Origin of the sequence: Priestia aryabhattai, from assembly GCF_023715685.1 — a bacterium.
In the GTDB taxonomy this organism is placed as follows: Bacteria; Bacillota; Bacilli; order Bacillales; family Bacillaceae_H; genus Priestia; species Priestia aryabhattai_B.
Genome location: NZ_JAMBOQ010000002.1, coordinates 1,172,626 through 1,197,799, shown reverse-complemented (window position 1 = coordinate 1,197,799; position 25,174 = coordinate 1,172,626). Strand labels below are relative to the sequence as shown.

24 protein-coding genes, 7 tRNA genes and 2 pseudogenes are annotated in these 25,174 nt (G+C 33.5%); 15 read left to right on the top strand and 18 right to left on the bottom strand.

Features of this window, described 5'->3' with window-relative positions; translation table 11 throughout:
* Window positions 1–50 precede the first annotated feature (50 nt).
* Window positions 51–524: a MerR family transcriptional regulator gene (locus M3225_RS13180; protein ID WP_251394338.1), complete on the top strand. Its 474-nt coding sequence runs from the start codon at window positions 51–53 to the stop codon at window positions 522–524.
* A gap of 345 nt (window positions 525–869) precedes the next feature.
* Entirely contained in the window at window positions 870–1,091 is a 222-nt protein-coding gene (locus tag M3225_RS13175) for a helix-turn-helix domain-containing protein (protein WP_057240753.1), read from the top strand.
* Between the two features lie 97 nt (window positions 1,092–1,188).
* Here the strand turns inward: M3225_RS13175 and M3225_RS13170 are convergent, their stop codons facing one another.
* Window positions 1,189–2,742 carry a DUF4365 domain-containing protein gene (locus M3225_RS13170; protein ID WP_251394336.1) on the bottom strand — a complete coding sequence of 518 codons (1,554 nt, stop codon included), beginning with the start codon at window positions 2,740–2,742 and terminating at the stop codon, window positions 1,189–1,191.
* A gap of 341 nt (window positions 2,743–3,083) precedes the next feature.
* Between M3225_RS13170 and M3225_RS13165 the strand changes: the two genes are divergently transcribed.
* Window positions 3,084–3,269 (top strand): hypothetical protein, encoded by a 186-nt coding sequence (locus M3225_RS13165; RefSeq protein WP_251394334.1) that lies wholly within the window; start codon window positions 3,084–3,086, stop codon window positions 3,267–3,269.
* A 358-nt stretch (window positions 3,270–3,627) separates the two neighbouring features.
* Here the strand turns inward: M3225_RS13165 and M3225_RS13160 are convergent, their stop codons facing one another.
* From M3225_RS13160 to M3225_RS13105, 12 genes are all read right to left on the bottom strand, one after another.
* Window positions 3,628–3,804 (bottom strand): aspartyl-phosphate phosphatase Spo0E family protein, encoded by a 177-nt coding sequence (locus M3225_RS13160; protein WP_251394332.1) that lies wholly within the window; start codon window positions 3,802–3,804, stop codon window positions 3,628–3,630.
* A gap of 311 nt (window positions 3,805–4,115) precedes the next feature.
* Window positions 4,116–4,811 (bottom strand): hypothetical protein, encoded by a 696-nt coding sequence (locus M3225_RS13155; RefSeq protein ID WP_251394330.1) that lies wholly within the window; start codon window positions 4,809–4,811, stop codon window positions 4,116–4,118.
* On the bottom strand, window positions 4,808–5,941 hold the full coding sequence (locus M3225_RS13150; RefSeq protein WP_251394328.1) for an FtsK/SpoIIIE domain-containing protein: 1,134 nt from the start codon (window positions 5,939–5,941) through the stop codon (window positions 4,808–4,810). The genes M3225_RS13155 and M3225_RS13150 overlap by 4 nt, the downstream gene beginning before the upstream one ends.
* Window positions 5,942–5,953: 12 nt before the next feature.
* Complete coding sequence (locus M3225_RS13145; RefSeq protein ID WP_251394326.1) at window positions 5,954–6,253, bottom strand: hypothetical protein; 300 nt, start codon at window positions 6,251–6,253, stop codon at window positions 5,954–5,956.
* A 530-nt stretch (window positions 6,254–6,783) separates the two neighbouring features.
* A tRNA-Gln gene (locus tag M3225_RS13140) sits at window positions 6,784–6,855 on the bottom strand.
* Between the two features lie 7 nt (window positions 6,856–6,862).
* A tRNA-Met gene (locus M3225_RS13135) sits at window positions 6,863–6,939 on the bottom strand.
* An 18-nt stretch (window positions 6,940–6,957) separates the two neighbouring features.
* Window positions 6,958–7,050: transfer RNA gene (locus M3225_RS13130), tRNA-Ser, on the bottom strand.
* 14 nt (window positions 7,051–7,064) lie between these two features.
* Window positions 7,065–7,141 (bottom strand) — tRNA-Ile (locus M3225_RS13125).
* A 23-nt stretch (window positions 7,142–7,164) separates the two neighbouring features.
* Window positions 7,165–7,238, bottom strand: a tRNA-Cys gene (locus tag M3225_RS13120).
* Between the two features lie 8 nt (window positions 7,239–7,246).
* A tRNA-Gly gene (locus M3225_RS13115) sits at window positions 7,247–7,321 on the bottom strand.
* Between the two features lie 19 nt (window positions 7,322–7,340).
* A tRNA-Leu gene (locus tag M3225_RS13110) sits at window positions 7,341–7,422 on the bottom strand.
* A gap of 341 nt (window positions 7,423–7,763) precedes the next feature.
* Window positions 7,764–7,946 carry a hypothetical protein gene (locus M3225_RS13105; protein ID WP_129710658.1) on the bottom strand — a complete coding sequence of 61 codons (183 nt, stop codon included), beginning with the start codon at window positions 7,944–7,946 and terminating at the stop codon, window positions 7,764–7,766.
* Window positions 7,947–8,568: 622 nt separating this feature from the next.
* Here M3225_RS13105 and M3225_RS13100 point away from each other — a divergent pair.
* Both M3225_RS13100 and M3225_RS13095 read left to right on the top strand, forming a co-directional pair.
* Window positions 8,569–8,790 carry a hypothetical protein gene (locus M3225_RS13100; protein ID WP_251394324.1) on the top strand — a complete coding sequence of 74 codons (222 nt, stop codon included), beginning with the start codon at window positions 8,569–8,571 and terminating at the stop codon, window positions 8,788–8,790.
* A gap of 152 nt (window positions 8,791–8,942) precedes the next feature.
* Window positions 8,943–9,113 (top strand): hypothetical protein, encoded by a 171-nt coding sequence (locus M3225_RS13095; protein WP_251394322.1) that lies wholly within the window; start codon window positions 8,943–8,945, stop codon window positions 9,111–9,113.
* 231 nt (window positions 9,114–9,344) lie between these two features.
* Here the strand turns inward: M3225_RS13095 and M3225_RS13085 are convergent.
* A pseudogene (locus M3225_RS13085) lies at window positions 9,345–9,680 on the bottom strand (cytochrome P450); the annotation flags it as partial.
* A gap of 90 nt (window positions 9,681–9,770) precedes the next feature.
* Between M3225_RS13085 and M3225_RS13080 the strand changes: the two are divergent.
* Both M3225_RS13080 and M3225_RS13075 read left to right on the top strand, forming a co-directional pair.
* Window positions 9,771–10,478: an IS6 family transposase gene (locus M3225_RS13080; protein ID WP_251394408.1), complete on the top strand. Its 708-nt coding sequence runs from the start codon at window positions 9,771–9,773 to the stop codon at window positions 10,476–10,478.
* A 233-nt stretch (window positions 10,479–10,711) separates the two neighbouring features.
* Window positions 10,712–10,927 carry a hypothetical protein gene (locus M3225_RS13075; protein WP_251394320.1) on the top strand — a complete coding sequence of 72 codons (216 nt, stop codon included), beginning with the start codon at window positions 10,712–10,714 and terminating at the stop codon, window positions 10,925–10,927.
* Window positions 10,928–11,097: 170 nt separating this feature from the next.
* Here M3225_RS13075 and M3225_RS13070 read toward each other — a convergent pair whose 3' ends face one another.
* Window positions 11,098–11,664, bottom strand: a complete 567-nt coding sequence (locus M3225_RS13070; protein ID WP_251394318.1) for a CBO0543 family protein — start codon at window positions 11,662–11,664, stop codon at window positions 11,098–11,100.
* A 182-nt stretch (window positions 11,665–11,846) separates the two neighbouring features.
* Here M3225_RS13070 and M3225_RS13065 point away from each other — a divergent pair, with 182 nt between their 5' ends.
* Both M3225_RS13065 and M3225_RS13060 read left to right on the top strand, forming a co-directional pair.
* The gene (locus M3225_RS13065; protein WP_251394316.1) at window positions 11,847–12,323 is read left to right on the top strand and encodes a hypothetical protein; all 477 of its coding nucleotides are present in this window, start codon (window positions 11,847–11,849) and stop codon (window positions 12,321–12,323) included.
* Window positions 12,324–12,545: 222 nt separating this feature from the next.
* The gene (locus M3225_RS13060; RefSeq protein ID WP_182007189.1) at window positions 12,546–12,701 is read left to right on the top strand and encodes a hypothetical protein; all 156 of its coding nucleotides are present in this window, start codon (window positions 12,546–12,548) and stop codon (window positions 12,699–12,701) included.
* Between the two features lie 203 nt (window positions 12,702–12,904).
* On the opposite strand, the gene M3225_RS13055 is transcribed toward M3225_RS13060, so the two are convergent.
* Entirely contained in the window at window positions 12,905–13,609 is a 705-nt protein-coding gene (locus M3225_RS13055; RefSeq protein ID WP_251394314.1) for an SAM-dependent methyltransferase, read from the bottom strand.
* Between the two features lie 304 nt (window positions 13,610–13,913).
* Between M3225_RS13055 and M3225_RS13050 the strand changes: the two genes are divergently transcribed.
* The 4 genes from M3225_RS13050 to M3225_RS13035 all read left to right on the top strand — a co-directional run bounded on the left by M3225_RS13050 (window position 13,914) and on the right by M3225_RS13035 (window position 18,038).
* Window positions 13,914–14,621, top strand: a complete 708-nt coding sequence (locus M3225_RS13050; protein WP_374109822.1) for an IS6 family transposase — start codon at window positions 13,914–13,916, stop codon at window positions 14,619–14,621.
* Window positions 14,622–15,648: 1,027 nt separating this feature from the next.
* A complete protein-coding gene (locus M3225_RS13045; RefSeq protein ID WP_251394310.1) occupies window positions 15,649–16,944 on the top strand; it encodes an MFS transporter in 1,296 nt (431 codons plus the stop codon).
* A 635-nt stretch (window positions 16,945–17,579) separates the two neighbouring features.
* The gene (locus tag M3225_RS13040; protein ID WP_251394308.1) at window positions 17,580–17,765 is read left to right on the top strand and encodes a YolD-like family protein; all 186 of its coding nucleotides are present in this window, start codon (window positions 17,580–17,582) and stop codon (window positions 17,763–17,765) included.
* A 75-nt stretch (window positions 17,766–17,840) separates the two neighbouring features.
* Window positions 17,841–18,038 (top strand): hypothetical protein, encoded by a 198-nt coding sequence (locus tag M3225_RS13035; protein WP_251394306.1) that lies wholly within the window; start codon window positions 17,841–17,843, stop codon window positions 18,036–18,038.
* A 436-nt stretch (window positions 18,039–18,474) separates the two neighbouring features.
* Here M3225_RS13035 and M3225_RS29920 read toward each other — a convergent pair.
* Together M3225_RS29920 and M3225_RS13020 are read right to left on the bottom strand one after the other, a co-directional pair.
* Window positions 18,475–19,794 (bottom strand): annotated as a pseudogene (locus M3225_RS29920) (MFS transporter).
* Between the two features lie 691 nt (window positions 19,795–20,485).
* Entirely contained in the window at window positions 20,486–21,256 is a 771-nt protein-coding gene (locus tag M3225_RS13020; protein WP_251394302.1) for an IclR family transcriptional regulator, read from the bottom strand.
* An 857-nt stretch (window positions 21,257–22,113) separates the two neighbouring features.
* On the opposite strand from M3225_RS13020, the gene M3225_RS13015 reads away from it, so the two are divergent.
* Together M3225_RS13015 and M3225_RS13010 are read left to right on the top strand one after the other, a co-directional pair.
* Complete coding sequence (locus M3225_RS13015) at window positions 22,114–23,133, top strand: LacI family DNA-binding transcriptional regulator (protein WP_251394300.1); 1,020 nt, start codon at window positions 22,114–22,116, stop codon at window positions 23,131–23,133.
* Window positions 23,134–23,979: 846 nt separating this feature from the next.
* Window positions 23,980–25,161, top strand: a complete 1,182-nt coding sequence (locus M3225_RS13010; RefSeq protein ID WP_251394298.1) for an MFS transporter — start codon at window positions 23,980–23,982, stop codon at window positions 25,159–25,161.
* Window positions 25,162–25,174: the final 13 nt, after the last annotated feature.

Genomic DNA, 25,174 nt, shown 5'->3' with positions numbered 1-25,174 from the left:
TTTTTACGTATATACCTAGAATAGTTCTCTTGATAAGAGGAGGTGATCATATGTTGAGAGTCATAACCGCAGAAGCAGCATATACCACCGAAGAATTAGCCGATATACTTGGTTTGCCCATTTCAACTATACGAAAATACAACTTCCATTTTGCCAAAATTGGTGTGCAGTTTACTAAAAAACACGGTAGATTAGCTTATACAAATGACGACGTTACCATCTTTCATGAACTAAAAAAAATGTATGCCCATCCCGAAATGACCTTAGAAAAAGCCGTTATAACCGTTGCAAAAAAGTTCAATTTAGTACCAGACACTCCACCAAACATTTCAACTGAAAAACAAACCCTTAGCTTAGAACCACTCGACGTACAAATGAAAGATATACAAAGCTATATCGATGCAAAATTTGAGGAACGCGAACGTCAATTAATCTCAATGGCTCGTGAAATTCGGGCGTTAAAAAAAGCACAACAACAAAAGAAAAGTTTCTATAAGTGGTTAAAAACCTTTTTTGAAAAATGATTTGCTAGAATGGTGGTATCTCGTTATCTAATATTCACACAAAAAAACCTTTTTCCTCTGCCTATAGGAAAAAGGTTTTTTTGTGTGAAGTTCAATTTCAAAGAATATTGATAACAAAGACCGCCCATTATGTATTAGTGTATAAGGCGGTCTTAACTGTATTCATGCTATATGATTATGACAAAAATATCGACATTATTCCAACTCTGCATAAGCAATATTTATATACTGTTTATTTTATAGTTTATTATATGTTGTAAATTAAGATTTTTGCCTGTTTTTTTATACAAAAATGTATAGTTTTTTAAGAATGCGTCCATCCTTTATAAAAAGGAGTGTGTTAGTATGCCTAAAATCACTAAAAAAAGTAAGTTAGGAAAATACCTAATGGGCAAGGGCTATACTCAAACCAAATTAGTTAAAGCGACTAATTTAAATAGACATACAGTTAGTAAAATTTATAATGACTCAAATTATATTCCATCAGGCTCAACCATAAAAAAAGTGATGAATATCTTAAAAAAACTTGACTCAAAGGTGAAAGTAGAGGACTTTTTTAACTTATAAGCCCTATCATAGGCAAATAGGGCTTATTTATTGTATTAAGAATAAAAAACCTTATAAAAGTTTACTAGCAATCTATATACAGAAGAAAATGAGCATACTAATCCAAATTTTGATAAAAACGGTAGATTGGAAATTCCATGATTTCTTCCTTTTCCTCACCAGTAAGATTAGTAAATATTCTCTTCGCTTTTGTCTTATTTTTCAACAAAACTTCACATGCAAAACATATTGTTTGTTCTTTATTAGTCTCTGCTCTTTCTTGTATGTCACAAAAATCATTTTGTTCCTCTTCTGATAATTTATGGCCTTGCTTGAGTTTAATGAGATAAATATTAACCTTTGTAATATCATCTTCTGGATACTTAGCTAAGTATCGTTGATTTAGATCTAAAGCAAGTTCTAAATAATTTTCATCGAGAGTTTTATCATAAAAGTCTATATAGTCTAAAGAACTAGTAATTGTTAAGTCAGCTTCTATGTCATGATGTTCATTGGCAAAAGAGAATTTTACTATTTCGAAATCAAAGTTTGTATCTTTCACCATTTCTTTAATTTTTCGAGAAGCGAAAATGCTTACTTTTTGGTCATAATTTTCCCGATTATCAGGTAACATAACAGGTTCAACATTATCCTGCCCGTGGTTACTAGCTACATCTGTTATAGATGAATATCTCCCTGTTATTTTTAATGCTTCTTTACTATAAAGGTTAAGGAAACATCCATCTGTATACACTAATGCTAGTTTCACATATTTGGATAGTTCAATATTGATTATCTCCGTTTTTTCTAGTTTTTCTTGATGAATATTTAGTAAGCTATATTGTTTATTTTTAAAGATATTGATTATAGCATTGAATAGGGAAGGTAAATCTTCTTTATCATGGAATATATAATCTTTACTTATTCCAATTTGAGTGCAAATATCTATCAGTTCTTTGTAAGATTCAATCTCTTCCTCAATTTGTTGAAGGTGTCCCTTTACATTTAATGTTCCACCAGATAACTTTAAGGATTGAAAAGGAAACTTATTGCGCTGTATGTAATAGTTTATTAATCGTAAACATTTCATATAGGAACCAAGGCTTTTTACTCTTTCTAGATGGAATAGACCAGATTTCTTTCTCCTATCAAAAGCCAACGTTAAAGTATCTTCTATAACGACCTTGAATCCTTTCTCTGTTTCAATGATTTGGTAAGTAACAAGGGTGGATTCACTGTTCATATAAACCACTTCGTTTTTTTTAATTTTTAACTCATCTGACTTAGCTTCCTCCACTGGTAACCTAATACCGTCGTCTGGGATACCATATACGTGGATCATCCCTTCAAATAAATTAAAATCTTCCTTTTGCATGCCAACAAAATCTACTTTGTAAGGCGTAGATCCTTTTTTTTCGGATACTTCAATAAAACGCTTTTGCTGTTTGTCTACCTCTTCTATATATGTGTGACATAAAGGCTCTAAATCTTCATTTTTCAATTTTTTGAAATCAAGGGCAATAGGTTTCTTTTCATTTGAATTAAGATGAGATAAGAGGGATCTCACTTCTAGTGGGGCTAGTATTCGATAATACGCTAGTTGTTCAACAATTGTTGTATCGGTTTCTGGATCTTTTGCTGCAATCTTTTTTTTGGTCTTTGTTGTAACCATTCAATTCTCTCCTTCTTCATGATGAACATTTAAGTCCGTTAAAAACTCATCGAATCTTAGTATAGCAATAATGGAACGGAAATCGTTAGGTAAATTAAAAACACCAGTTTTGTTTTTACACCACCTCTTATTCTAATGAAATGGTTTTACTATCAAACAAAAAAATCCTGTTATATACAGGATTCTTTAATTAAACTTTATTATAAAAAATGCAAGTCTAAACTAAATAACATGAAAAAGGTATTTCTCCTGGCAGAGAAACACCCCGTGTGAAAAACATAATACTAATCGACACTAGTATTATAACATAAGTTGCCCCCAAAAAATAGGAGGATCTTATCATGAATCAAAGCGAAAAACTATTAATGGGTATTGAAAACATCTTAAGTGTAGCTTCTGATTTAGTTGATGAAGTTGCTCGTCTGAAGAGTGTAGATTCAAGGAAGCAAAAGAACCCTTACAGGAAAAGGGTTCTCTCGTGGGTGCCTCTAATCGGATATGCAGCTTTTTATACATCTTTGATATGACGGTGATCTCTCCAGGTGTACGTGAAGAAAATACGTATAAAAATAGACTACCTTTTATACATATGCCGATTCATCCAAAAATAGCCATTATGGCAAAAATATGCTATTGTTTACTTGCGGTTATATTTTGGTACTTGATAATTAGCATTCCTACTAAGAAGCTATCTCGCTTGTTGCTGAGGTAGCTTTTTATATGTAAATAAAGGTACAAAAATACCTTTACTTTATTATCCAAATTATTTATAATTTACAAGTCGATTAGTAAGTTAATCACCACTTACTAAAAAGCGATCGCTTTCTCATGCTAGGCCAATGCGGAGAGAAAGCGATTGTTTTTTATTTATAAAGAAACGAATACTTACTTTGTTAAGCTTACCTTATGTAATTCATTCAATAATTGATCAATGGACTGACTGACTTGAAGTGTACTTTCACTGGTTATACCTTCTTCTCGTGCCACTTGAATCATATTCTCCTTGGCCTTTTCTATTTCTATAAGTAAAGTTTGTTTTAGAACACCCTTATCCACCTGCACTATCTCTCCCACCCGTTTATTAAAAGTGTTAATTCGTCAACCTATTTAACAATAAATGTATTATCCTTCTATTTCAACACCCAATATAAAATAGAGATGGGGTATGTTTAATAATGCGTACTGAAAGGGTCGAAATCCTGAAAAAAAGGTTTGAACAGTCCTTTTCTTTTTATATTCTTCATAAAAAATATAGAAAAATTTACATAAATTTGGTATTATTAAATAGCTGTAACGTTCATATTTCAACGAGTGTGAAATCAGAAAAACTGCCTCATTCCCTGTGTTGAGGCAGTTTTTTATGTTGTTCGCCATTACGTGAGATTGATTTTAATCCCACCAGAAGAAGCTGATGTTTTTGACCTTGCTTCTTTTGTTTGTTTTCCAGAACTTTTATATTTCTCCATTAATTCATGAATACTTGCTACTTGTATAATGCGAATGTGATTTGAAGCCACCGCATAACGAACAGGTGTAATCAAAATAACGGAAGGGAAGACAGGTGACCGTTCTTCTGGTTGCCAATGCAATGCTTTCCACTCATCCGAAAAGAAAAACTCCTCATATAGGTTGATCTTACTCTGCATTTTCTGTTCGGAATACTGATTTCGTTGAATTTCAATCCAAAAAGGGGACCCTTTAAAGATACAAAACAGATCTGGTTCGATGCCTCCTTTTCGTCTGGTGGGTTTATCCTCCACAATGACCTGTTTAGGCGCACTATACGTACACATTTGTTTATAGATATCTAGAATCGAAAGGAAATGGAGGATTTTTTGAGAATTCTTTTTGATCTTCGCATCCACTGGCAAATACACGGTCGGAGAATACTGCTGCGTACGTTCAATTAACCCTAAACGATATAAACGTACCATGACACTATTACACGCATTAACAGGCGATTTCAGTTGTTTAAAGAATAGGTCAACTAATGAGTCTCGATCCACGGCTCTAAATTGATTAATAAACGCTATGATGTCTTTATCACGTTGAGATAACCGGAAACTCATCGCTGCTCCTCCTTCTCTAATAATCCAAAGATAGGCTGTTGTACGACCTCAAGTTGAGGTTCAGGGTCTTTTACACGCGTTTTATAAGGCGAAAGTAGTTCCTTACACGCTTCTTCATCTAAAAAATAGGCTTGAAACTCTTTCACGTCATCAATTTTAATCTTCATGCGTCCTCTGGCTGCGGCATCAATCTCTTCTGCCCCGAGTACTCCGGCTACTTTCGCATTTATCGCATCAGCTTGCCTTCCAGAGATCCGAACCCGTAAGTTTGCTTTTAGTGCTGAATTCAACAAATCGGCATCTGGACGCTGCATGGCAATGATCGTATGAACGCCTAGTGCTCGACCTTGGCTGGCAAACTGTTGGATCATCTCTACAAGATCCGTTTCTCTCTTTACTATGGACATTTCATCAATTACCACGACGATTCGAGGCAGCTTAAAAGGTAGCCTCCTAATATGTGTGACTCCATGCTCTAACAATAAATCGCCTCTTCGATACATTTCAGCTCGTAATAAAGCAAAAGGTTTTCTCATATCCTTAGCCTCGAAGCAAAGAGAATCCACATGCTCAATCCCATGAAACAGCCCTAAATCAGCTCGTTTGAGATCGACTAATACTAATCGCAAATCAGCAGGTGAGGTGTATTTCACCCATGTGGTGAGGATCACACGCATGAGACTGCTTTTTCCTGCCCCAATTTCACCAGAAATCAGTAACGTTTCTAAATCCGCAAAATCCCATGAAACAGAGTTTCCATAAATATCTTGACCGATACAGACAGGAAGCTCCATTTTCTCAATATGAGGATGAATGACTTCATACCTATAATTAAGCATCTTAGGTAGGCTTTTGTGATGAACGGTAATACTAAAGTTCTTTAAGCTACCATTCACTTCAATGTTGCTGCCTAATACTTGGCGTAACGCCCATCTCTTTTTGTTTAAAAGATCAGGATCAATCCCATTTAGTAAGGAAAAAGCGTACCGAGTGTACGTATGATGGTTATCGATTTGATGAATTTTCGGAAACAGATAGGAGGTACGGTCTCCACGTTTAACCATCCGGTAAATCTCTGCTGTACGAAACGCTTTAATAAGCTTTCCACGCAATTTTAGTTTTTCAAACATCTAAAATCCTCCTCAAAACATAAATGTCGCAAAGAAGTAAATCAAAGCGCTATAGAAGGCAACAGGCAAGATAAAGCGCATTACTTTTGAGAACTGATCAACCAGATCGATGACACCCCATCGCTCTAATATGCGTTCGATGATAGCAATCCCTAAGACAATGCCTCCTAGGGTCAAAATAGTGGGGTCAAGCATAGCAATTGGACTAAAAGGAACAAGCGAATAAGCCTTAAAAGGACGAGGTTTCAGTGAGGAAGTTGAAGAAGGTTTATAAATGAAGCTCCGAAAGTCAAACCCTTTTGTTTTTCTCATGTTGGTACCTTCTTTCATTCTTTTTATTTTTTGACCTTTTACGTACCTGTTATTTCAGCTCAACCCATCCGGTCGCCCCCTTCGCCTCTTCGGCTCAGCTCCCTTACAGATTCCACGAAGGGCTTCACGAGGCGTATACAGCTTGTATTAACGAGGTAGCGATACTGAACTAGATACTGATTAGATAATGGAGTTATGATTCTTTAGATATTATGTAGCTACTGCAGTAAGCTTGCCTGTCCAATCGAAAAATAAAAAAGAATCCTTACTGCAGTAGGCAAGGGGTAGATGGTTATGTAAGAAGTGATGGGTTTTTATATGTTAGGGGTTGGCCTAATGGCTTATCTTTTTCATGAAATGGACAAGAGATAAAAATATGCTTGATTAACAAAGTAGAAGTTAATAAGGATCAGGAGCAATATCATAATGAATCGTATGTTGCAAATTGTATAAAGAGTAAAATGAAATCTATACAAAGAAGCTCTACCACTTAAAAATGGTAGAGCTTCTTTCTTAGTTAACATGAATGACTGGGCTAGCTGGATTCGAACCAACGAATGACGGAGTCAAAGTCCGTTGCCTTACCACTTGGCTATAGCCCAATAAAAATGGTTGCGGGGACAGGATTTGAACCTGCGACCTTCGGGTTATGAGCCCGACGAGCTACCAGACTGCTCCACCCCGCGATAATAATAAAGATATAATGGAAGAGGAAGAGGGATTCGAACCCCCGCGGGCTTTGACACCCCTGTCGGTTTTCAAGACCGATCCCTTCAGCCAGACTTGGGTATTCCCCCGTATTCAGGTTCAATGGTGGACCTTGTAGGACTCGAACCTACGACCGGACGGTTATGAGCCATCTGCTCTAACCAGCTGAGCTAAAGGTCCTTTCTAAGTTCTCCATTAGAATATGGAGGCGGCAACCGGATTTGAACCGGTGATAAAGGTTTTGCAGACCTTGGCCTTACCACTTGGCTATGCCGCCAATAATTATGGAGCGGAAGACGAGGTTCGAACTCGCGACCCCCACCTTGGCAAGGTGGTGTTCTACCACTGAACTACTTCCGCACATATATGAAATGAAAAATGCGGGTGAAGGGACTTGAACCCCCACGTCATAAGACACTAGATCCTAAGTCTAGCGCGTCTGCCAATTCCGCCACACCCGCGTGTGAAAATGGTGCTAGCAATTAAGTGATTCATTTTGGTTTTACTAGCTACAAAAACTATCTTACTTCATAATTTCGCAGAAGTCAACATCTATGAAATTGACTATTTTTGGTATTTAAATATTGTTTTCTAATGCAAATAATATTTAAATTAAAAACTAACGGAATTCCTAAAGGATTGCTACTTTATGTTGTTAATCCAAATGCCTATTTGAAAAAACAGGGATGTAAAGTATTAAGAGTAAGTGGTAACAGTATTGTAAGTTGCATATCTCAAGTATTAGAGCAAGATTAAACTAAGAAAGAGAAGGCTAATGCCTCCTCTTGATTGGAATTTTATTTTATAGACCACCTCTACACTGCCCACTATTTTTAGAAGCTCTTTCTTTCTTGGCTTTATCCTTATGGATTTTATTTGCTGCAGCACTTCCGAATTCATGGCTGAACTCAGAATTAATTACTGCTGAATCAAAACCTTTTTTATTTTTTTGATCAGCATCGTTCTTTTTTGTACGTTTTGCCATTTACCTAACACCCCTTTTAAAAGTTCGTGCCTATTTAGTATAGGATAAAAAAAACATTTTATGAGAGGCAGTACTCACTAAAACCTCCTTATTTATACAGCTTGTAAAGAATATCCGTTCTTCTTGTTAGAGTAAGTAATAACACAAAATGATATGGGTAAGTTTAATCCGTATTTCTCCGTATTTATCTGTTCAACCTTAATTAAAATCATGTCTCTCATCAGTAGAAATTCAAAAAAATTACCTTCTTAATAAAGGGACCTTTTAAGAAAGATTAATATTTAAAAATATGAGCAAAAAATTGTAAAAAATTCAAAAGATAATCAGAAGTTTATCTTGGAGTTATGCAGATGTGCAGAAACGAATAAATAATTAGTCGTTACGTATACAATGGAACAACATGACTTGCTTGACGAGAAATACTATCTGGAACATGTAAGAGTCTTACTATGACTTTTAATGGTGGTACTAGGGCTGAAAATTGTTAAGATGGTTCTGAACTAATGGGTTGTGATAATAGAGAAAGCTTTATATCAACTTTACAGAATGTTAGTGATTCACACATACTACCTGTTATTTTATTTGCATAAAGTCACACAATATAATTGGGAGGTGTATTAGCATGGAAATAAATAATTCAAATGAACAAATTGAACAATCAACTGTAGTTGAACCTAGAGTATTAACTTCATTTGTAGCATATTGTACTTCTTGTGCACCACATTGGAGGTCTAGATGTTATGCAACTAGAACAGAAGCTCAATCATTAGCAGATGCACATAATTATGCAAACCATGGTGGAAGTGTTGGGGCATCGGTAACTCAACATGTAGGGAATTGTTAAATCTAACAATTAGGAACATTAATAAGCGATGGTCCCTTTTAGTAAATAGAACTAACTGAACATTCATTTTAGCACTGGTTTTTACTTCTTTATCTTTCCTCATACTTCTTCTTATATTTCAATTCAAATAATATATGTAGGAGGTGACTGTTATGTCAGATCAAGCTCATGAAAAAGAGAAAATACCAAGTAAGAATGGTAATTCTCGAATTGCAGAAAGAGGTAACGAAATATCTGAAACTACACCTAATGAATTAGATAATAAAACCATTCTAAACAATATAGATAATAGCGCAATATTTAATCTTAATGATGATGAATGATTCACATAGAAAAATCTTCTACCCTTTATAAATAGCAGGTGAAAGCTATACTAAGTATTAGTGGATCCACTACTCGAACAAATGAGGTAAAACAAGAACATATGCATCCTACAAAAATGGTGTTCTAGAGGTTAGAATGCCTAAACTAGCAAAAGATAACACGAAAAAAATTGATGTGGATTTTCATTAAAAAAGTAAAAGGAGCCAAAAGTGGCTCCTCTTTTTATTAAATTAAAGCGTTCTTTTAATACTTTTAATCATGATTTTACTATGAGGAATAGATGGCATATCGACCATGCTAAAACTTAAACTTTGGTCAGGGATCTCATACTCTATTCGATGCACTAGATAATCAAGACTCACTTTCATGACTTCAAGAGTGACCCACTCACCTGCACAACGATGTCCCATAAAGTAATCTCCACCACCCTGTGGAATGAAACTGAATGGGCTTCCTTCCCATCTTGTAAAACGATCGGGATTGAATACATCAGGATTGTCCCAAATCTTAGGATCGTGATTTGTACCGTAAAGGTCTAGCAAAGTTAATGTACCTTCCTCAAATTGGTTCTGGTGCAAAAAGTTTAATACATTTGCAAGTAATCTTTTAAACTTGGACATACTAATACTATTAATCTAAAAAGGGACGTGATTAGTATAGAAAAGCAGAATTTATTTAAGTGGAAACATTATCAGCCGGACCTTATTTTGCTAACAGTCAGATGGTACCTACGGTACAACCTCAGTTTTCGTGATTTAATCGAAATGATGGAAGAACGAGGTTTATCTATGGGTCATACAACCATCATGCGCTGGGTTCATCAGTATGGTCCTGAATTAAATGAGCGAGTACGGCGTCATCTTAAGTCAACTAATGATTCTTGGAGAGTTGATGAAACCTATGTAAAAATTAAAGGTCAATGGATGTATCTGTATCGTGCCGTTGATTCAGAAGGAAATACGATTGATTTTTATTTAAGTGAATCAAGAGATAAACGAGCAGCCAAGCGCTTTTTTAGGAAAGCCTTGGCTTTATCACACGTTTCTATGCCTCGTGTGATAACAGTAGATAAGAACCCGGCTTATCCCATTGCCATCCAAGAGTTAAAAGAAGAAAAGCAGATGCCTGAAGGCATCCAACTAAGGCAAGTCCAATATCTTAATAATATCGTCGAGCAGGATCATCGCTTTATCAAAAAACGTATTCGCCCGATGCTTGGATTAAAGTCCTTACGGACTGCCAAACAGATTATTGCAGGAATAGAGGCTATGCACATGATCAAAAAAGGACAAACTCTCCAAAGGGAGAAGTCTGTCCAAAATCAAATACAGTTCATTTATCTATTATTTGGAATAGCTGTATAAGAACAAACTGATTAGGAATCTATATACCTTTTTCAAACAAATGGAATCTTTGCACCAGAACCCTTTAAAAGGTTATATAAGATCAAATTAGCTTCTTCTTTAAAAAAAGAGAGCAGCATTGGAAAGTATGTGAGTCAAGGATGCATGAGAAAGGCCTTTTTTTATTTTGTGTTCTTACCATATAACCCTTATCATAGAAATAGATGAAAAATGTGGTGGAGGAGGATATGATTATGCGAGCAAAAGTTGAAAAAGCTAAACATGTGTTAATGTTTAAAGCTACAGGAGAGTTTTATGCGCATGAGGTAAATCAAGATAAAATAAAAATGGGCTTTTTTGTCTGTCCTTCTTGCGAAGTTAGAGTATATTATAAACAAGATCATTTCTTTTCTCGTGAACATAAACGAACTTGTGCTTATGTGAAAGAACAATTTAAGAGAAAAGCTTAAAAGGTAAATGAATGATGCACAATTTTAGTTAACATAATCACAATTTCTAGATAGTTAAATAAAAAGATTAGCTCTAAAAAAGCTAATCTTTTTTATTTAAGAGATAATATCCTAATTCCGATACTAATATGAATGAATATACTTTAAGAATGTTTTAAAGGTAGTAATCATTACTGTAATAATCGCTGGGACTTAGAGATAGCAACTAATTTTTCAACACAAGCTCTTACTATAATTCCAATTACAATATAATAAATAAAAGAGTATATATATTTCCATTTTATATAGATGACAAGATGCGCCCATATAGAAAAAGGTTCACCAATAAAAGAAAATGCACTAGCCATACATATAAGTGAAACAATAAAGGATCTCCAGGTTCTAAAATATTGATACAAAAACATGAACGTAACTGGAACCATGCTGAAATCAAAAGGTAAAGCGCCAGGATAAATGGGTAGGAATTGCGTAATGTACCCCCAGAAACGAAACATAATTCCAATAAGATCTAGAAGAAATGTAATGATGATAATGAAGGTACCAAACAATAAGATTTCAAGGATTTGTTTACGGTTTAAAAAGATACTCCAAATGATCCAAGGAAGAATAAGAAAAACAAGAAGCAACCACCAGCTTCCTGTTAAAAATTCATCGTGTAACCAATACTTTATATCTAATTCTGCTATTTTATCTTGTAAGGACCTGACTCTCCAAAAATTCTCTATCCTTTTATCCATGGATTTACCCCCTTTATAATGATATACAACACTTTAATTTCCATTTTATTATTTGAGCATCTTGTTGTTTTATGTAGCTCTTTATTACCTAAAAAACATTCCCAATGAGGAACCTAAATTTCACATTGAGGTATTACACTGATATGTATGGGGATAATTAATAAAAAAAAAGGAAGTTAGTGATGATAGGACTTATTATTGCAATTATTGCATTTAATCTTATTGCTTTTATCGTAAATAAAAGACTAACAGCAAATCAAATACTCCATATTTGGATATTTACAACTGCATTTCAATTAACTTTTGATCTTTATGTGAATTTTAAATATCATGGTTATTGGTACTTTACAAAAGGGGTGGATTGGAAGGCATTTCCCGCCCATGCTATATTAATTCCCCCTGTAAATATAATATTTTTGAATTGGTTTCCTTATAGAAATTTACTCAGTAAAAAAATAATATACTTAATCTATTGGGATATAGCATTAGTCCTTTATGAAGTTCTTACATTGCTTCCTGAACCTTGGGGATACTTTAGATATGGCTGGTGGGATTGGTGGTATTCATCAGCTATCAATCCTATCCTTCTTATGATTTTATTGGGATACTATAAATGGACATGTAAACTAGAAGAGAAAATTGTTCGTGGCCAATCGTAAAGCAAACATTACTCTTACGTACGAAAAAGAGTAAATCTCGATTTTTTTATGTAGGAAATAGGTTGTTGAAAAGAATGATGTATAGAATATTTGTTTCTAATTTACATAACAGAGACTGTCGGAAATCATATGCTAAGTAGCGCGTTTAAAAGTTTTTTCATTTATAACCAGAGGATGAAAGGTTTATTGTTGGGGAAAATAAACCTGAAAGGAGTGTAATAGATGAAAAAACAAAAAACCTCAACTGATAAACCCACAATTGCAGAAGGAATGAATACTGAGGATGAATTGCAAAAAGACGCAACCCCAGAGGAAATTTCTAAAGGAGAATATACTAACGTAACTACTCTCTCTTTAGATGAAAATGATCCAAGCTAAATTATTTTAGGACAAATTTTTATTACACCGTTTATTTGAAACGGTGTTTTTATTGATTATTTTTCTCTAGTAATTGCCCCTATCCTGAGCATTATATTAGTTACCATAATGTGAGTTTCCGGAACCAATTAGCCAAACAAGCCCTTATGTAACAAGGTTTATCTAAAGGAAAGGGGCAACGTTGGACGTTGCCCCTTTCTTTTCTATTCTTTTTTTATTTTTAACATCGAGTTCGCATTTGCCTGAAATTCATATGGCACTTGTACTTCTTCGACTGTACATCCATGATTAGCAAGATAGCTGATTAATTTATCTAAATGTTCATATCGCTTTCCTTCTAAATCAATTAAAGGAAAAATACGGATTTCCTCTTTCGTCACCCTTAACAGTTCATTGATTGTGGCAATATGAAATTGGTAATCTAATCGGTCACTATACATAAATAAAAAATGAGCAGAAAGAAGAACATCAAATTCTGCATCTTTAAATGGCAAAGAAGGTAATGTAACAGGAACGTATCGTTCCTCGTTTTCTCTCATATCATTGGCGCAGTCCTTTAATGCACTCAATCGATGGGTTCGAAGATCTTCTACATCTTTAAAATAATCCCAAACATAATTACTTTTCGCCTTTTCCATATGTTCCATCGCATGTTCAACATCTTGGAGACCTTTATTTTTAAGATCTTCACCTTGATGATAATAGGCGATATCACACGCGGTTACGTCTAATTCTGATTGGTTCCCAATCGCAGTAAACGAACATGCTCCTGCGGGGCAATCGAGTATTTTCTTTCCTTCTAAGTCTTCTTTTGAAAGCGAAAACATATCTAAATACTCTTCAAACGTTCTCCCAATAAAAACGATTCGTTCTAACTCTAACTTTGTACTCTGCTCTACTCTACTCAACTAAACTCACCTCTTCTAAAAGATTAAATTTATACTATCACAATGAAATGGGAATGTTAACCTTTTTTTGTTTCTGTTGGGTTATAAAAAAGTTTGATCATTTTCTAGCTTTGTTGCTCAACAATCGCGCCCGATTCTTGAAGATCGATATTAAAAAACTATCGCTTAAATTTCAAAAGGAACTTTAACTAAAACCCTAGTTACTTGAAAGGGTTCTGGTGCAAAAATTTCAGGGCAATTGCAAGTAATCTCTAAATCTTGGACATACTGATACTATTACCCTAAAAAAAGGAGCATGATCAGTGTGGCAAATCAATCTTCATTCAAATGGAAACATTATCAGCCTGACATCATTTTATCAACGGTAAGATGGTACCTACGGTACAACCTCAGTTTTCGTGATTTGGTGGAAATGATGGAGGAACGTGGTTTATCTATGGCTCACGCAACGATTATGCGTTGGGTACATCAATATGGACCTGAAATGGACAAAAGAATTCGTCGTCAACTTAAGAAAACAAACGATTCTTGGCGAGTAGATGAGACGTATATTAAAGTTAAAGGGCAATGGATATATTTGTACCGGGCCGTTGATTCAGAAGGAAATACCATTGATTTTTATCTAAGTAAAACAAGAGACCACAAGGCTGCAAAGCGATTCTTTAAGAAAGCTTTGCGGTCTTTTCATGTTTCAATGCCTCGTGTTATAACAGTCGATAAGAATCCTGCCTATCCTATATCGATTGAAGAGCTGAAGAACGAAAAAAAGATGCCCGTAGGCATCCAAGTAAGGCAAGTGAAGTATCTGAATAACGTAATAGAACAAGATCATCGGTTTATTAAAAAGCGAGTTCGTTCAATGTTAGGATTAAAGTCCTTTCACTCAGCGAAGTCCGTTATTTCTGGAATAGAAGCAATGCATATGATTAAAAAAGGGCAACTTGTTTTACGGGACAAGTCTGTCCAAAATCAAAAAGAATTTATTCACAAGCTGTTTGGATTAGCTTCATAAGTCAGAAATGTAGAAGAAACTGCTACTCTATATTTCTAACTAACATTTCTTGCACCAGAACCGGATAAATCAAGCCATAGCTAATTTTTCTATGACGTCCTAAAGTGGATTACAATACATTACTTAAACTATAACCACTTTGCGATTCTTCCATTAATTCACTCTTATGTATCCAAAAGAGATGTTTACTATATATCTTTTAGATACAAAATGTAGTTTAACACGGTAAATCTTAAAGAGAAGTAAAGAAAGGCAAATAAAAAAAGAGAAGGTAAAATCTTCTCTTCTTAGTTTATAATTATTTATGCTTATTGTGTTAAATAAGAAGAGGCCATAATTGCTTGCATTTTTTTATAGCAGTAAAGAGAAAAAACTACGGACCAAGGAGGGGGGACGTAGTTTTTCTCTAAGGTAAAAAACAATCTAAAGTTAAAAGGTTGATATTTGAGTACGTTTTCATCTTATCATTTATTAGATCGATCTACAATGCATTGTATAAAGAAAAAAATTTATATACTCAGTTTTTAGAAAAATCAAAATATATATTGCCTCTAGTTATTTGATTCAGTATAATAAGCTATAGTTCCGTTTTGTGTAACTCATAGTTCCTTCTGGTGGAACTAATTCATTAAATTAGAGGTAGGTGTTATCGAATGCGTAGAACGAAAACAGAAAAATCAAGTAGATGATGAGTTTAAATAAAGCACAAGACTTTATTAAATTATTTGAAATTAACTTTAAGTGCAAAGCTATAATAGTTAGAAACCATCTTGAAAATTTCTATTTTTACTAGATCGTTCTAAATTAATTATCACGTTAAAAAATGAATTTGATCATAAGACCCTATTATTAAACAATAAAAGAGTAATCAAACTAAAATATAATTTTTCCTAATGAATAGTAATCTAACTTTTGGTAAAGGTAGATCTAACTCAGGATAAGATAATTACTTGAATAAAAATGCTCTCCAAAAAATGAAAGCGCATACTATAGGGTGAATAAAAACTTTGATGAATGAGGGAAAAGAATGAAAAAACATCGTTGGTCGATTGTATTCTTAATTGCTCTTGGGGTAGTGGTAAACTATTTTGATCGGATCAATATGTCTATTGCTATGCCTTTATTACAAAAAGAATTTAATTTGACAGCAGGTCAGATGGGTATCTTTTTATCTGCATTTGCATGGTCATATGCACTTCTTCAACTTCCCGTAGGCCCTTTGCTAGATAGAATAGGAGTTAAGTGGGTAACTAGAGTAGCTACGGTTATATGGACAATAGCTTGCCTTTTAACTGCAGTAGCGAATGGATGGGGACTAATTATCTTATCTAGGGTGTTATTAGGTGTCGGGGAAGCTCCATTTTTCCCATCTGCAGCTAAAGCAGTCAGCCATTGGGTTCCGCGACAAGAGCGTGGGAAAGCCATTGCTACTTATGATGCACAATCTAAACTTTCTAATGCAATTGGTGCTCCTATATTAGCTCTAATTGTAACAGAATGGGGATGGCGTGGAGGCTTCCTAGCAACGGCCATTCTCAGTTTTGTCTACGCTATTATCTATTGGATATGGTACCGTGAACCTCATGAAGATAAGCGATTAACGAAAGAAGAATATAAATATATTATCCAAGGTGGTTCGCAAAGTTCAGAAGAAGCCAAAGGTAGTGCCATGGAAAATATTCGTTATTTACTAACAAAAAGAAAAGTGTGGGCGGTGTTTATTGGGTTTGCTGCTTACGGGTATTCATGGTTTTTATTCCTAACATGGCTTCCAGGATACCTAGCAACAGAAATGCATATGTCTATATTGAAGTCAGGTTGGTACTCAGCTATACCATGGATTGTAGGTACTATTACTGAATTAGTAATTGGTGGCTGGCTTGTCGATTATCTTATTAACAAGGGATACAATAGAACACGTGTATGCAAAATATTTTTAGTAATGGGTATGGTTTTTGGTTTGTCAATCATTGGAGCTGCATTTACTCATAGTGCGAATATTGCTGTATTTTGGATTTCGACAGCACTTGGTGGTCTTGTGGTTACATCAGCTGTCGCTTATAGTATTCCTACGTTTATCGCACCTAAGGGAACTGTTGGAACATTGACCGGACTTTTAACCTTTGGAAATAATTCAATGGCTATTATAGCACCAATTACTACAGGATTTATCGTTCAGGCTACAGGTTCATTTATGTACGCGTTTCTTTTAGCAGCAGCTTTTTTAATTGCTGGCATTTTGAGCTATACATTCCTGCTTACGGATCTAGAACCAATTGAAAGCAAAGTACCAGGAACATCAAGGGATGAGCTAATTTCATAATTAGTTGAATGAATCTCCGAAATAAAATTATTAAGGTATTTATTTCTTGGAATTTTGTAAATATCTAAATATTTATTTAATAAATTCTATTAAACATACTATTATCTGAAAAATAAATTGTTACTTTACTCTAAATGCATGGTTTATAAAGCATAGCCAAATAGTTTATGGATGAGTTTTTTTGATTTTGAACAGACTTTACTATTTGGCGTGTCTATTTCTTTTTCAGTATGGAGATATATGACTTCTGCGATAAACTCAGAATATTCGAGTTTAAGAGCTTGACTTTAATTAGTTAGAGAACTTTTCCCAAACATGGGTTTAAAATATATTGACCATTGAAGGTTACATGAATATAATATTAATCAACTGGACTAGCCAGCAGGCAAATTAAATAACTTCATTCAGTAAATTAATTTATAAGCGTTAAATATTTTCAACTATACTTCTAAAAAAGTGTAGTATTAAATTGTTACAAGATATTGTAATCGCTTATATCACATGGTTTTTAATTTGTAATTCTCTAATAGAGAATTTAATTTTTTAATAAAAATTAGATCGATCTAATTCTGTTTTTTGAATTAGCAAGTAGATAAACTCTTATTTAGAAACTCGATTAGGAAGGAGGAATATACGTGTTTTTGAAGGAATTCACAAAAAAGTGTCCGATCACCCTTGATTATTATAATAACGGATCGTTAGAGACATGTAGAGGGCGTGTCTGCACCCTTGATTTAAATCAACAGCTCCTTTACTTAAGAGATGATCAACAAAATGTCTTTCCTATACAGTTATCTAGTATCAAAGCAATTCATTCATAGATTTTTTAAACTATTAACTATTATAAGTATAATAGATCAAAGCATCACATGCCATTTTACCCCAAGGAGATAAAAATGCGACCCTTAATATTAAAACATTATTTCTTAACAGAACTAGAAAGATACAGAATTGAAAGCATCATATTAAATCACCATTTATTAACTCATGAAGAGATCCTGAGACTGGATGATGATGAAATCATGGGGGTATATCATCAGGGTATGAAGGAAGATTCCATTATTACCATAAAACAACTTATTGAATTAATATAAGGGAAATTTTAGTTCTAGAGTTAACACCTCTGTATAACTCCTATTAGTTTCTAATAATTAGGCATAATGAATCTTCTTTATTCCCTTTGATTTTTATCTAAGGAAATACAAGGATAAACAAATGACCAAGAGCTTTGTTAAGAAGGCCTTGGCTTTTTCTTATGTTTCTAAACCTCATATCAAAAACTTCTGTCTTCCCTATAGTGATTTAGATATTAAAAAAGAGAAATATAACTTTAAAAGGGATATAAATAAGGAAAGGAAGATATTTTAATAATATAGGTGAAATGAGTTACTACGAGATAAGTTATGCTCAAAAACAAAAAAACTTTATCCATAAACTTATTTGATTTTATGGATAAAGTTTGTAATTTAAAGGGAGTAGCAATTTTTATTTCAAAGAAGTAGTTTTTACATTCGAATTACAATTTATATATCATGACTTTACTATAACGTTAGTCCCATTATCCCTTTGTGAAATAAAAGGACTACTTATTTGCTCAATTCTTCCCAATAAAAATGTATAACATAAAATCCCAACAATAAGAACAAGAGCAGAAACTAAAAATCCAAATGCGAAGGAACCGGTATTTCCAGCGATAACTCCTGTAATAATAGGTGCGCATATCCCCATAATATTTCCACAAAAATTCATAATACTACTAACTGTTCCAACTGTACCTTTAGGCGCAATTAATGAAAGAATGCTCCATGCCACTCCTGCAGAAAATGATAAACCACTAAGCGAGATAGTAATACATGTAATAGCAATTTGAGGATTATTTGTAAATGCTGTTCCAGCCACTACTAGACCCATAATCATTCCAGCAACAAGTAAAGCTTTTCTTACTTTAGTACCTTCATACCCTTTGGCAATTAAGCGATCCACTAGCCAGCCAGCAATTAAAATATCAAAAATCGTTGCAAATATCCAAGGAATAACTGTATAAAACCCACTTTTTAGAACAGACATATGCATTTGAGTTTCTAAATAGCCTGGTAGCCAGGTTATAAACAAATAGAAAGAATAACTATATGCAGCATAACCAATTGATAACCCCCATATCTTACGTTGACGGAGAATGAAACCTAGATTTCGTATAGCCCCACTAGAGGGTTTTTCATCTAATTGAGCACCACCTTCTATAATGTATTGATGCTCTTCTTTAGACAGAAATGTAGCCTCTTTTGGGTCACGCTAAAAAATCCAGTATAAGATTGCATAACATAGACTTAATATGGCAGTTAGGAAAAATCCACCTCGCCATCCCCATTGCATTACAGCCCATGCCACAATAGGAACACCTATAACATTCGAAAATCTTACCGAAGCATCAAATATTGTTGTAGCAAGCCCACGCTCTTTGATTGGAAACCAATAACCGGTTGCTTTAGATGCACTAGGGAACATGGGAGATTCGGCAGCTCCAAGAACTAAACGAGATAATATAATAAGTCCCATACCACTTACTATAGCTGTCATAAATGTTGCAATGGCCCAAAGTAACGTTGCTGCACGCATGATCCACTTAATTCCAATTCTATCTAACATTAATCCTATAGGAATTTGCATTACCGCGTAGGACCAAGCAAATGCAGAAAAGATGACTCCCATTTGCATTTTAGTTAAATCGTATTCCTGCATAAGAGCTCCAGCTGCTACAGACATATTAGTACGATCAAATACATTAACAATACCACCAAGACCAATCAAGGAAACTATACCCCATCGTGTATTACCCACTTTCTTTTTCATTGTTCATCTTCCCCCTTCTACAGATATTCCAATTCTCATGTAGTGATAGTTGATAAGATAACGCTTTCAAAAAATAGGGATGAATTGGATAGCTGTACGTTCCCAATTGTTCACGCTTTCCACTTTATTTTATTGTATTGTATAAAGTATAAGGACTAACTATAGTTCCACTAGATGGTAATTAATACAGATAAAATTAGTTAAAAATGGAACTAATTTAAGTTCATAATGATTGTTATTAATTTACAATATAAAAATTTACAATATATAAACTTATTTTCGAAACACATTACTTCAAAGGTGAAATGTAGAATATTAATTAATACATAAGTTTAAAAAATAAGAAATAACAAGCGAAAAACCCTTGAGAATATTGCTCTCAAAGGTTTGGATTGAAAATTATAAATTTTATATATCTATAAGAAAAAAATTTCTCTAAATTCAATTTTTCCTATATGTATTACTTATTACTTGTTTTAAGCCAAAGGTTAAATTTTTTAATAGTAAAAAATAAAATTTACTCTATAGCTTCGTTAATAGGAATCTTAGATAATGATAGACCAAACTGAAATCTTTGTCATTTTACTAAACAATTTACAAAAATGACGGTTTATTTTTAAGGGATTTTAAGATAGTAATCCCGTCTTATCCTGATCTCGTTAGGGTAAATAGTTACGGAGGCTCTATTCGACTAAACATTCAAATTTTGATCCTTTATATATTCTGATATTTTTAAGGCATTCTCTTTCACCTTACTTTTAAGAGAATTCATAACTTCAAGCGTAAAGCGTGTACTTGGCCCTGATACACATAGACAAAAATCTACTCTTCCATTTATGTCATATATAGGTGATGAAATTGTGTTAACCCCTGCTCCTCTCTCATCTATACTGGTTGATATATACTCTTTTCGAATAAGTGATAATTCCTTTGAAAGACGATTTAATAACTCTTTAGAATTAATTTCTTTTAGAATAGATTCAATATATGAATCAGGTTGAAATGCTAATAGGACTTTCCCGCCAGCTCCAATCTCCAACGGAAGGGTTTCACCTACATTAACAACATGAGATATAGACTGTTTACTCGAATAACGTTTAATACAAACTCGTTTTTTATTCTCTAACATGAATAAACTTACTGATTCTCCAGTCTCATTTCTTAATTTTTTCATAAAGGGTTTAGCAATCTCTATAACTTCTACAGATACAGACCTTTCCGCAATACGCCCAAACTCACGCATTTTATAACCTAGTGTGTATTTCAAATTAGAAGATTTTTTTTGAATAAACCCATTTTGCACTAATGTATCTAATAATCTAGAAGTTGTTGATTTTGCTAAGTTGATTTTTTGGGAAATCTCTGTAAGAGATAGTTCATGTTCTTCAAAAGTAAAACAATTCATAACATTAATTGATCGCTGAACAGTTCTAATTCCTTTTACAGCTTCATTTCCATTCATTTTATTATCCTCCATAGTCACTAAATGCTATTCCATACTCTGTTTTTCCTTTGCATTACGATTAATTATGTAACATTTTTTTGTTTATAGATACATTGACATTACTAAGATAGTGTTGATTTTCAGGTCTTTTCTTTGCTATACCAATAAAAGCTTTTAACGAATAAGATTAGTAAATTTGACATTAAGAGCTTTCCATACTATTTGGCGATATATAATATTACAGCAATATATTATATATTTTACTATGTCCTTCTATCAAGGTACGACCATAAAGATCATAGCAAGTTCACATTAATGTCTAAAACCTAAAATTATAAGCAATAACCGATAAATTTATAAATCAAAGCTAGATTGATAATATATAAATTTATGGACATACCATTTTTAAGGTTTTCACTAAAGAACTTACTCTATTATTTTTATATTAGGGACGTTAATATAGTTATATTCTTCTTTTAAATATTGAATAAAATGGATGTCTCAGTAGTTTCTTGAGTTATAAAAATAGCTTGTGAGAGATTTTAAAACTTAGAAAAATGCGGGCATAAATCTCCTTTTATTCCATGTGGAAAATATCGTTAATATCTTCAATATTTTCAATACTTATGTATTAACTTACGTTATAATGTTAATTTAGAAAGTGAGAGAACAGTTTTTATGGGTTAGAGGTATAATAAAATTTAATTATAAAAGTGTTAATCTCAGTTAATATGCATCAGATAACGTGATTAAAATATAAAAACGTCTGGATTGTTATTCTTTTGAGGGCAGTTTTTACTGCCTGTAACCTTGCCATGCGTGTAATTTATTAAAATAAATCAACTTTTAATTAATTTAGAGATGGTGATTCAATTATGAAACAAGAAAAAAAAAACCGGATTACGTTACAAGAAGTAGCGTTGCATGCTGGTGTTTCAACTTCAACGGCTTCCCTAGTTGTTCGCAATAATCCTCGTATTTCGGAAGCAACACGAAAAAAGGTTTTAAATTCTATAAATGAATTAGGTTACGTTTACGATAGAGTTGCTGCAAATATGAGATCCAAGAATTCTGATATTGTTGGAGTTATAGTTACAGATATTTCCAACAGTTTTATTTCTGAATTTTTAATTGGTGTTCAAACCACATTAGAAGCAGTTGGATATACAGTTTTGTTAGGTAGTACCTTTGATTCTGTTTCAAAACAAGATAATTTAATCTCAACCATGGTAGAGCATAGAGTAGACGGACTGATTCTAAACCCAGCCTCTCAAAGTACGAAAAAAACGGTTAATCGGTTGAATAATGTGGAAATACCAATGGTACTTGCTAACAGGGAACTTACTGACGTTAATTCCGATTACGTGGGAATCGACTATACCAAAGGTGCTCTTATGGCAGTTAATCATCTGTTAGAAAAGGGGCATAAGAAAATTGCGTTTCTAGGAGGAATAAAGGAATCTTCTACTTGGACAGAGAGAATGAAGGGATTTCGCATAGCTCATGATATGGCAGGATTAAAAGTTGATGAATCCCTTATTATTGATATTGAGCCTACCCGGAAGGGAGGATTAGAAGCGATATTAAGGGTTCTAGGGAATAGCTATCCACCTACAGCTATTTTTTGTTTTAATGACATGGTTGCATTTGGTGTTATTCAAGGATTAGCAATGAATAATATAACACCTGGAAAAGATATCGATATCGTGGGATTCGATAATATTCCGGAATCAGAACTTTATCATCCGCCACTAACAACTGTTTCTTCATTTCCAAGATCTATAGGTATTAAGGCTGCAAACCTTTTATATAATAAGATGAATACTGAAAGTAGTGAACTTCAACGCCTTATATTAAAGCCTGAACTTATTATTCGAGAAACTTCAAAAAAGTAAGGATGAGGAAATCGTAAAAAGATTTGAAAAATAAATATACTTTGTTGATTAACTGAGTAGAGGATTGCACAGCAATCCTTTTTTTTGAATTTAAACAAATGATTATTAAGAGTTAATTTAAAAGTATTCGTCCAAACTCAATCTTTAAAAAGGTTAAAAAATGAATATTTGAAAGATAAAATATTAAAATAACTTATGAACCACAAATCAAAACATTTTGTCACAGACTTGACACATTTCGTTTTCAGGAGTATATTTGTCTCGTTGGTATATCGTTCTACTAAACATAATCCTTTATGTAATAACAAATTTGTTTTAATTAATAATCGATTAAGGTATATCGTTCTACTTAATTAGATCGATCTAATTCGTTTAGTTAATAACTATATATCTATTCCTATAAATTTTCGCTAACAAGAACGATATAAATAACATAATTTTAGTAGAACGATATACTAGCAGTGAAAGTTTAATTTGTATTATACAACTAATAGTGTGAATGTATTTATATGTAAATAACTGTAAATCAACGATTATTAAGAAAGCGCTTAAACTGACGGTGTCACTGTTTAAGAGTAAATTCAGTTAGGAATCTATATGTACTTTTATAAATCCAAGTCTGGCGTTAAAACCTGTACACATTAGGTTATTATTTATGAACAATATCTTCCATTCAAGATACTTTAATTGTTGGTTTTATTAACTGGTATTTTTAGTACTAAGATAACAGCAATTTCGAAAGAGGTGATGCCTAAAAAAGGTATTGATACTAAAGCGACTTAAATGTTTTAAAAACCAAAAACTAGAATCTTTGTTAAAAAAGGTTTTGTATATAGGAGTGGAAAAATGAAAAACCCTTACATCAAATCATCTTTCGGGATGTATATGAACTACTTAATGCTCGGTATGATTAACATTATTATTGCATCAAATATGGACAACTTATCAGAACGCTATGGTGTAACTATTGCAAAAATTAGTTTACTTGTATCAGCTATAGGTATTGGTAAATTAATTGCCCTCTTTTTTGTCGGTCGTCTTTCAGATGGTTGGGGTCGTAAACCAGTAATCATTACTGCCAATTTTCTTTATTTATTATTCCTAGTAGGAATACCTACAACAACAAGTTATGTACTTGCTTTTGTCTTTGCCATTTCAGCAGGTATTGCTAACTCATTACTTGACTCAGGAACATATCCGGCATTAACAGAATCGTTTCCAACAAAAGCGAGTTCTGCTTCTGTATTAGTAAAAGCATCCGTATCGATTGGCGCAACATTACTGCCATTTATAATGGCAATTTTAGTCGCAAATCATATCTTTTGGGGCTGGACATTCTTTGGAATGGGCGCATTATATCTATTAACTGGTGTTTATTTGATTTTTATGCCATTTCCAAACCACAAATTGCTTTCAATGAAAGGAGGCGATGCAAGCCAAGCAGACTTCAAAGAACAGCCAAAGTTCCTTGGCGAAGGCTTAGCCGTCATCTTAATGGGATTTACTTCAACAGCATTATTTGTTGTGTGGCAAACATGGTTACCACAACTAGGAACAAAACTTATAGGACTTGAATCTAATCAAGCAATACAATTGCTATCTTATTTCAGTATAGGTGCTCTTGTATCTGTACTTTTACTGGCAATTATGTTGGATAAATTTATCTCACCTATTATGGTCGCAATCATTTATCCAATCGGTGCCTTTTTATCTATGCTTACATTATTCATGGTGGAATCGTACAGCATTGTAATAGTAAGCACATTCTTAATGGGATTATTTACATCAGGTATTTTCCAACTAGCTCTAAGTATTATGATGAGGCTTTTCCCTGCAAGTAAAGCGACAGCATCTTCATATGTAAATATTGCTGCCAGCTCAGCTTTTATCCTTGTACCCATTATTACGAGTGGTTTAGTAAGCTCACTTGGTATTTCAATGACATTAATATTTGATATGATTATCGCGGTTATTAGTGTCATACTTGCAGTGTTTGTACTGGGTAGAATCAAAAAGATTTTTGGCTAATTAAAAAAGTGAA

Coding starts and splice junctions, on each gene's coding strand:
- M3225_RS13180 (WP_251394338.1), top strand. CDS start 51: ATGTTGAGAGTCATAACCGCAGAAGCAGCATATACCACCGAAGAATTA.
- M3225_RS13175 (WP_057240753.1), top strand. CDS start 870: ATGCCTAAAATCACTAAAAAAAGTAAGTTAGGAAAATACCTAATGGGC.
- M3225_RS13170 (WP_251394336.1), bottom strand. CDS start 2,742: ATGGTTACAACAAAGACCAAAAAAAAGATTGCAGCAAAAGATCCAGAA.
- M3225_RS13165 (WP_251394334.1), top strand. CDS start 3,084: ATGAATCAAAGCGAAAAACTATTAATGGGTATTGAAAACATCTTAAGT.
- M3225_RS13155 (WP_251394330.1), bottom strand. CDS start 4,811: ATGAGTTTCCGGTTATCTCAACGTGATAAAGACATCATAGCGTTTATT.
- M3225_RS13150 (WP_251394328.1), bottom strand. CDS start 5,941: ATGTTTGAAAAACTAAAATTGCGTGGAAAGCTTATTAAAGCGTTTCGT.
- M3225_RS13145 (WP_251394326.1), bottom strand. CDS start 6,253: ATGAGAAAAACAAAAGGGTTTGACTTTCGGAGCTTCATTTATAAACCT.
- M3225_RS13105 (WP_129710658.1), bottom strand. CDS start 7,946: ATGGCAAAACGTACAAAAAAGAACGATGCTGATCAAAAAAATAAAAAA.
- M3225_RS13100 (WP_251394324.1), top strand. CDS start 8,569: ATGGAAATAAATAATTCAAATGAACAAATTGAACAATCAACTGTAGTT.
- M3225_RS13095 (WP_251394322.1), top strand. CDS start 8,943: ATGTCAGATCAAGCTCATGAAAAAGAGAAAATACCAAGTAAGAATGGT.
- M3225_RS13075 (WP_251394320.1), top strand. CDS start 10,712: ATGCGAGCAAAAGTTGAAAAAGCTAAACATGTGTTAATGTTTAAAGCT.
- M3225_RS13070 (WP_251394318.1), bottom strand. CDS start 11,664: ATGGATAAAAGGATAGAGAATTTTTGGAGAGTCAGGTCCTTACAAGAT.
- M3225_RS13065 (WP_251394316.1), top strand. CDS start 11,847: ATGATAGGACTTATTATTGCAATTATTGCATTTAATCTTATTGCTTTT.
- M3225_RS13060 (WP_182007189.1), top strand. CDS start 12,546: ATGAAAAAACAAAAAACCTCAACTGATAAACCCACAATTGCAGAAGGA.
- M3225_RS13045 (WP_251394310.1), top strand. CDS start 15,649: ATGAAAAAACATCGTTGGTCGATTGTATTCTTAATTGCTCTTGGGGTA.
- M3225_RS13035 (WP_251394306.1), top strand. CDS start 17,841: ATGCGACCCTTAATATTAAAACATTATTTCTTAACAGAACTAGAAAGA.
- M3225_RS13020 (WP_251394302.1), bottom strand. CDS start 21,256: ATGAATGGAAATGAAGCTGTAAAAGGAATTAGAACTGTTCAGCGATCA.
- M3225_RS13015 (WP_251394300.1), top strand. CDS start 22,114: ATGAAACAAGAAAAAAAAAACCGGATTACGTTACAAGAAGTAGCGTTG.
- M3225_RS13010 (WP_251394298.1), top strand. CDS start 23,980: ATGAAAAACCCTTACATCAAATCATCTTTCGGGATGTATATGAACTAC.